Origin of the sequence: Caulobacter sp. 17J65-9, assembly GCF_010975005.1 — a bacterium.
Taxonomy (GTDB): Bacteria; Pseudomonadota; Alphaproteobacteria; order Caulobacterales; family Caulobacteraceae; genus 17J80-11.
This window is the reverse complement of the sequence record NZ_JAAIVC010000190.1, coordinates 1-6,415: the sequence shown is the minus strand read 5'-3', so window position 1 is coordinate 6,415 and position 6,415 is coordinate 1. Positions and strand designations below refer to the sequence as shown.

Below are 6,415 nucleotides of genomic sequence, written 5' to 3'. Positions count from 1 at the left end.
GCCTGGGCGCGCACGCGCGAGGGCTTGCGGGTCGGGTCGGCCAGGGCGTTGCCGGTGGCCAGGCGCGCGGCGGCCTTGCCGCCGGCCGGACGACGGCCGGGCGCGGCCAACGGGCCGGTGGTGCGGTCGCCGGTCGGCAGGTTTTCCGGGGCGATGAAGTCGGCCAGCAGCTCGCGGATCACGCGCGGGCCGACTTCCTCGGCCGCGCCGTCCTCCAGCGTGCCCAGCTGGAACGGGCCGTAGGCCAGGCGCATCAGGCGGTTGACCTTCAGGCCCAGCGCCTCGAACACCTTACGGATTTCGCGGTTCTTGCCCTCGGTCAGGGTCACGGTGATCCAGACGTTGGCCCCGCGCTCGCCTTCCTTGACCTTGTCCAGCTTGGCGTCGATCGAGCCGTAGTGGACGCCGTCGACGCTGATGCCTTCCTGCAGGCGGTCCAGCTTCTGCTGGGTGATGCTGCCCAGGGCGCGCACGCGGTAGCGGCGCGGCCAGCCGGTCGCCGGCATCTCCAGCGCGCGGGCCAGCTCGCCGTCGTTGGTCAGCAGCAGCAGGCCTTCGGAATTCAGGTCGAGGCGGCCGACGGACAGCACGCGCGGCAGGCCCTCGGGCAGGTGCTCGAACACGGTCGGGCGGCCTTCGGGGTCCTTGTGCGTGGTCACCAGGCCGACGGGCTTGTGGTAGCGCCACAGGCGGGTCGGCTCGGGCTCGTTGACCACCTTGCCTTCGACGGTCAGCACGTCGTCGCGGGTGACCAGCACCGCGGGGCTTTCCAGGATGCGGCCGTTCACGGCCACCTTGCCCAGGCTGATGAGGCGCTCGACCTCGCGGCGCGAGGCGATGCCGGCGCGAGCGAGGGCCTTGGCGACGCGCTCGGGCCTCGGCGCGGCCGGCGTGGCGGATTTTTCTTGACCGGCGCGGGACTTCGCGCCGCTTTCGCGGGTATGACGGACCATGATCGGGCTCTGATGCGCATAGCGCTGGAAGAAGCGCAAGCCGCCGCCGACAAAGGCGAGGCGCCGATCGGCGCCGTGCTGGTCGATCCGGCCACCGGCGAGGTGCTGGCCCGGGCCGGCAACGCCCCCATTTCACGCTCCGACCCGACCGCCCACGCCGAGATCCTGGTCATGCGCGAGGCCGCGCAAAGGCTTGGAAACTACCGGCTGACGGGCCTGACCCTGGTCGTCACCCTGGAGCCCTGCGCCATGTGCGCCGGCGCCATCAGCCATGCGCGCATCGGCCGCGTGGTCTACGGGGCCGAGGACCCGAAGGGCGGCGCCGTGGCGCACGGCCCGCGCTTCTTCGAGCAGAAGACCTGCCACTGGCGCCCCGAGATCGAGGCCGGCGTGCTGGGCGCCGAGAGCGCGACCCTGTTGCGCGACTTCTTCCGCGCCCGACGCAAGCCCGCCAAGGCGGAGGCCGCGTCCTAGAAGCGAACCGGCGACCGCGCGGCTCGTTCAAGCCGGATGGACGCGGCTGACACTGCCAATCCGCTGGACTGCGTGGTGATCGGCGCCGGGCCGGCGGGCCTGAGCGCGGCGGTGTATCTGGCCCGCTTTCGCCGGCGCTTCGTGCTGGTCCACGACGGCTCGCCTCGCGCCGCCTGGATCCCGCGCACCCGCAACCTGCCGGGCTATCCCGACGGTATCGAAGGCCCGGACCTCTTGGCCGGCATCGCCGCCCAGGCGCGCCGACATGGGGCGGAGCTGCGCGAGGCGCGGGTCGAGGCGCTGGCGATCGAGGACGGCGGTTTCGCCGTTGCGCTCGACGCGGAGACGCTGCACGCGCGCACCGTGCTGCTGGCCACAGGGGTGAAGGACAACGAGCCGGACCTGCCCGGAGTGTTCGGCGCGGTGCAGCGCGGTCTGATCCGCATCTGCCCGATCTGCGACGCCTACGAGACCATCGACAGCCGCGTGGGCGTGTTCGGGGCCGGCGAGAAGGGCGCGCGCGAGGCCCTGTTCCTGAAGACCTACACCGACCGGCTGACCCTGCTGCACGTCGGCGCGCCGGCCAACCTGAAGCCCGAGCACCGCGCCTGCCTGGCCAGGCACGGCATCGCCGTGATCGACACCCCGATCGACGCGGTCGAACTGGAGGGCGACCGCATCGTCGCGTTCAGCTCGGCCGGCCACAGGCACGTGTTCGACACGGTCTATTCGGCGCTCGGCGCCACGCCCCAGAGCCTGCTGGCCGAGAAGATCGGCGCCCGCACCAACCTCGAGGGCTGCCTGGAGGTCGACGCCCACCAGCAGACCTCCGTGCCGGGGCTCTACGCCGCCGGCGACCTGGTGAAGGGGCTGAACCAGATCGTCGTGGCCATGGCCGACGCGGTCATCGCCTCGACCGCCATCCACAACCGCCTGCGCGAGGCCGAGGGCCTGGTCGCGCCCTGGGCCTAGGCGAGCCGCGCTTCCAGCCGTTCGCGCACGGCGGGCCACTCCGGCGCGGTGATCGAGAACACCACCGTGTCGCGGATATGGCCGGTGTAGGTGACCTTGTGGGCGCGCAGCACGCCCTCGCGCACCGCCCCCAGCTTGGTCACCGCCGCCTGGCTGCGGGCGTTGCGGCTGTCGACGAAGAACTCGACCCGAAGCGCGCCCTCGCCGAAGGCTTCCTGCAGCAGCAGGAGCTTGGCCTCCGGATTGACCGGACCGGAGCGCGCCTCCGGCGCGTAGAAGGTGTAGCCGATCTCCACCCCGCGGTGACCCGCGCGCGGGTCGTGGAAGCTGGTGGTGCCTACGATCTTGCCGTCCGACAGCCGGCGCACGGCGAAGGGGATGCGCTTGCCGGACGCCAGGCCGGCCATGGCGTCGGACCACCAGGTCTCGAAGCCTTCGCCATAGGCGGTGACCGACATGATCGACCAGGCCTCGGCGTCCTGGTCGAGGGCTGAGCGCACCTCGGCCTTCAGGTCTTCGGAATAGGGTTCGAGACGGACGAAACGGCCGGACAACGGCCGGGCGGTCAGATGCATGGTCACCCCCGGAGAGGGCGCCACCTTTGCCGTCTGAAGACGGTCGGCGCGAATGAACTTCGGCGCCGGATTGTTGCGCCTCAGGCCTGCTCGTCGCCTTCCAGCGGCGCGGACACGCGCAGAGCGGTGATCTGGTTGCGCTGGCGGCGCAGGACCTGGAACCGGTGGCCGTGGAAGATGAAGGTCTGGCCGGGCTCCGGAATGGTCTGGGCCTCGTGGATGACCAGGCCGGCGATGGTCACCGCGTCCTCGTCGGGCAGGTCCCAGTCCATGGCGCGGTTCAGGTCGCGGATCGGCACGACGCCGTCCACGTGCACCGAGCCGTCGGCCTGCTTGCGCACGCCCTGGACGGCGAAGTCGTGCTCGTCCTCGATCTCGCCGACGATCTCCTCGAGGATGTCCTCCAGGGTCACCAGGCCCTGCAGGCCGCCGTACTCGTCGACCACCAGGGCGAAGTGGCTGCGCTTCTTCAGGAACAGGTTCAGCTGGTCCTTCAGGTTGGTGGTCTCGGGCACGAACCAGGGCTCGCGCGCGATGGCCGGCACGTCCAGGCCCGACAGGTCGCCGCCGGCGCGGGTCACCGCCGCCATCAGGTCGCGGGCGTGCAGCACGCCCACGATGTTCTCCGGGTTGTCGCGCCACAGCGGGATGCGGGTGTGGCCGATCTCCAGCGCCTCCTCGACCAGCTCGGCGGCGGGCAGGTCCGCGCACAGGGTGGCGATGTTCTTGCGGTGGACCATGATCTGCTCGACGGTCCGTTCGCCAAGGTCGAGCACGCCGCGGAACATGTCCCGGTCGCTGGCCTCCACCGTGCCTTCGGAGTGGTGGTATTCGACCGCGCCGCGGATCTCCTCGTGGGCGGCCAGCACGTCGGTCTCCATCGACAGGCGCACGCCGAAGGGCCGCAGGGTATGGCGCACCACCCACTGGGCGCCCCAGGCCAGCGGCCCGAACACGCGCACGATCCACACGGTCGGCCACGACAGGGTGCGCGCCACGTCGTCGGCGCGGGTCAGCGCGATGGTCTTCGGCAGGATCTCCGAGAACACCACGATCAGCACGGTCACCACCGCGGTGGACAGCACCACGCCCCACGCGCCCGGGAAGGCGCGCGACAGCACCGCCGTGGTCAGGGCCGACGACAGGATGATGACCGCGTTGTTGGAGAGCAGGATCGCCCCGATCATGGTCTCCCGGTCGTCGTTCAGCCGGTTGACCCGACGGGCGGCCCGGTCGCCCTCGCGCTCCAGCTGATGCATGCGCCCGCGGCTCGACGCGATCATGGAGGTCTCCGCCGCCGAGATCAGGGCGGAGACGGCGAGCAGGACCACCAGGGTCACCGCCAGGACGACCAGGGCCCCGGCGATCACGGCCGCGCGCCCTCGGCGATCAGGAAGTCGCGCACGGCCGCGCGCTCGACGCCGCGGGCCACGAAGGCCTCGCCGATCCGCCGCGCCAGCACCAGGACCAGCTCGCCGCCCTCCGCCTTCTTGTCGCGGGCCATGTGGTCGAGCAGGCGCTCGGCCGCGAACGGCGCGCCGCCGACCTGAGCCATCGTGGTCGGCAGGCCGGCGGCGGCCAGCGCCGCCTCGGCCCGGCGGGCGTCCGCCTCAGGGCAGAGGCCCAGCCGCGCCGACAGCCGGAAGGCCTGGGCCATGCCGATCGCCACTGCCTCGCCGTGCAGCAGCGAGCCGTCGAAGCCGGCCTCCGCCTCAAGCGCGTGGGCGAAGGTGTGCCCGAGGTTCAGCAGGGCCCTGCGGCCGGTCTCGCGCGGATCCTCGGCCACGATCTCGGCCTTCATCTCGACCGAGCGGGCCACGGCGTGGGCCAGGTCGCCACCGAGCCCCCCGGCCTCCAGCCGATCAAAGAACGCCGCGTCGCCCAACAGGCCGTACTTCACCACCTCGGCCCAGCCGGCCTTCAGTTCGCGTTCCGGAAGGGTCGACAGCACGTCGAGGTCGGCCAGCACCAGGCGCGGCTGCCAGAAGGCGCCGATCAGGTTCTTGCCACGCGGGGTGTCGATGGCGGTCTTGCCGCCGACCGAGGAGTCGACCTGGGCCAAAAGCGAGGTCGGGATCTGCACGACGTCGACGCCGCGCATGTAGATCGCCGCCGCGAAGCCGGCCAGGTCGCCGATCACCCCGCCGCCCAAGGCCACGACCAGGTCCTTGCGGTCCAGGCCCAGCGCCAGCAGCCGGTCGCACAGGCGCTCCAGCTCGGCGAAGGACTTGGAGCCCTCGCCCGGCGGCACGGTCACCAGGCTGGCCTGCAGGCCGGCGTCGGTCAGGGCCTGCACGACGGCGGCGCCATAGAGGCCGGCCACCGTCTCGTCGGCCACCACCGCCACGCGCCCGCCGCGGACGAACGGGCGGATCAGCTGGCCGGCGCGGGCGATCAGGCCGGGCCCCGCCATGACCTCGTAGGGCCGGAAGCCCTCGCCCGACACCGCGATCGTTCTCACGCCGCCCCCCGGATATGCAGCTTCAGGGCCGACATCACCGCCTCGACCGCGCGGGCGTGCGAGCCGTCGCCGGTGTCCACGATCAGGTCGGCCTCGGCGTAGAGCGGATAGCGCGCCTCGGCCTGGGCCTTGAGCACCGCCAGCGGGTCCTTGCCGCGCAGCAGCGGGCGCGTGTCCTTGCGCGTCACGCGCCGAGCCAGGATCTCCAGGTCCGTCTTCAGCCAGACGGTGATCGCCTTCTCGTGCAGAACGGCGCGGGTCTTCGCGTGCATGAAGGCGCCGCCGCCGGTCGCCAGCACCTGCGGCGGGCCGTTCAGCAGGCGGGCGATCACCCGGTGCTCGCCGGCCCGGAACTCCGGCTCGCCCAGGTCGGCGAAGATGTCGGAGACGCTGCGGCCGGCCGCCTTCTCGATCTCGACGTCGGCGTCGCGGAAGGGCAGGCTCAAAACCTTGGCCAGGCGACGCCCTACGGTTGTTTTTCCCACGCCCATCAGCCCGACCAGCGCTATGGTGCGGCGGCAAAGCTCGGGATCGACCGCCGGGGGCGGTGATCCGGGCTGGGAAGTGGCACGCGGCGCGTCGAGAGGATCGTTCATGAACCTGTTCGCCTTTACACGAACGCGACAGATTCTATCCAGCGTTTCGGCTGCCGCTCTGCTGACGTTCGCCCTGCCCGCCGCCGCTCAGGTGCAGAGCCAGAGCCTGGCCGCCCTGGACCTGTGGTCGCCGCCAGGGGCCGACACGGGCCTGGGCACGGACATCTGGCGCGGCGCCTCCGCCGACCTCGCCCGCAACGTGCTGACCGACCTCGGTCAGAAGCCGCTCAACCCCGCCCTGGCCGAACTCGGCCGGCGGGTGCTGGCCACCGGCGCGGGCGCGCCGGAAGGCGCCGGCGCCGACACCAGCCTGGCTGCGCTGCGGGTGCGCGCCCTGATCGCGCTGGGCGACCCGGTGGCGGCCACCCGCATCCTGGACCGCAC

The 6,415-nt window shown here is 72.1% G+C and carries 7 protein-coding genes and 1 pseudogene; 3 read left to right on the top strand and 5 right to left on the bottom strand.

The genetic code is table 11. The features are described 5' to 3' along the window. On the bottom strand, positions 1 to 953 hold a 953-nt coding region (locus tag G3573_RS19070), incomplete at its 3' end, for a pseudouridine synthase (RefSeq protein ID WP_163263268.1). 12 nt (positions 954 to 965) lie between these two features. Here G3573_RS19070 and tadA point away from each other — a divergent pair. Both tadA and G3573_RS19060 read left to right on the top strand, forming a co-directional pair. Then, positions 966 to 1,427, top strand: a complete 462-nt coding sequence (tadA, locus tag G3573_RS19065; RefSeq protein WP_163263267.1) for a tRNA adenosine(34) deaminase TadA — start codon at positions 966 to 968, stop codon at positions 1,425 to 1,427. 36 nt (positions 1,428 to 1,463) lie between these two features. Continuing rightward, positions 1,464 to 2,399, top strand: coding sequence for an NAD(P)/FAD-dependent oxidoreductase (locus G3573_RS19060; protein ID WP_163263266.1), 936 nt, complete (start codon positions 1,464 to 1,466; stop codon positions 2,397 to 2,399). Here the strand turns inward: G3573_RS19060 and G3573_RS19055 are convergent. The 4 genes from G3573_RS19055 to G3573_RS19040 all read right to left on the bottom strand — a co-directional run bounded on the left by G3573_RS19055 (position 2,396) and on the right by G3573_RS19040 (position 6,031). Beyond that, on the bottom strand, positions 2,396 to 2,974 hold the full coding sequence (locus tag G3573_RS19055; RefSeq protein ID WP_163263265.1) for a GNAT family protein: 579 nt from the start codon (positions 2,972 to 2,974) through the stop codon (positions 2,396 to 2,398). The genes G3573_RS19060 and G3573_RS19055 overlap by 4 nt on opposite strands. 80 nt (positions 2,975 to 3,054) lie before the next feature. After that, positions 3,055 to 4,344 (bottom strand): HlyC/CorC family transporter, encoded by a 1,290-nt coding sequence (locus G3573_RS19050; RefSeq protein ID WP_163263264.1) that lies wholly within the window; start codon positions 4,342 to 4,344, stop codon positions 3,055 to 3,057. Next, complete coding sequence (gene aroB / locus G3573_RS19045; protein WP_163263269.1) at positions 4,341 to 5,387, bottom strand: 3-dehydroquinate synthase; 1,047 nt, start codon at positions 5,385 to 5,387, stop codon at positions 4,341 to 4,343. The genes G3573_RS19050 and aroB overlap by 4 nt, the downstream gene beginning before the upstream one ends. 44 nt (positions 5,388 to 5,431) lie before the next feature. Continuing rightward, a complete protein-coding gene (locus tag G3573_RS19040) occupies positions 5,432 to 6,031 on the bottom strand; it encodes a shikimate kinase (RefSeq protein WP_163263263.1) in 600 nt (199 codons plus the stop codon). Between G3573_RS19040 and G3573_RS19035 the strand changes: the two are divergent. Further along, positions 6,030 to 6,415, top strand: a pseudogene (locus tag G3573_RS19035) (hypothetical protein); the annotation flags it as partial. The gene G3573_RS19040 and the pseudogene G3573_RS19035 overlap by 2 nt on opposite strands.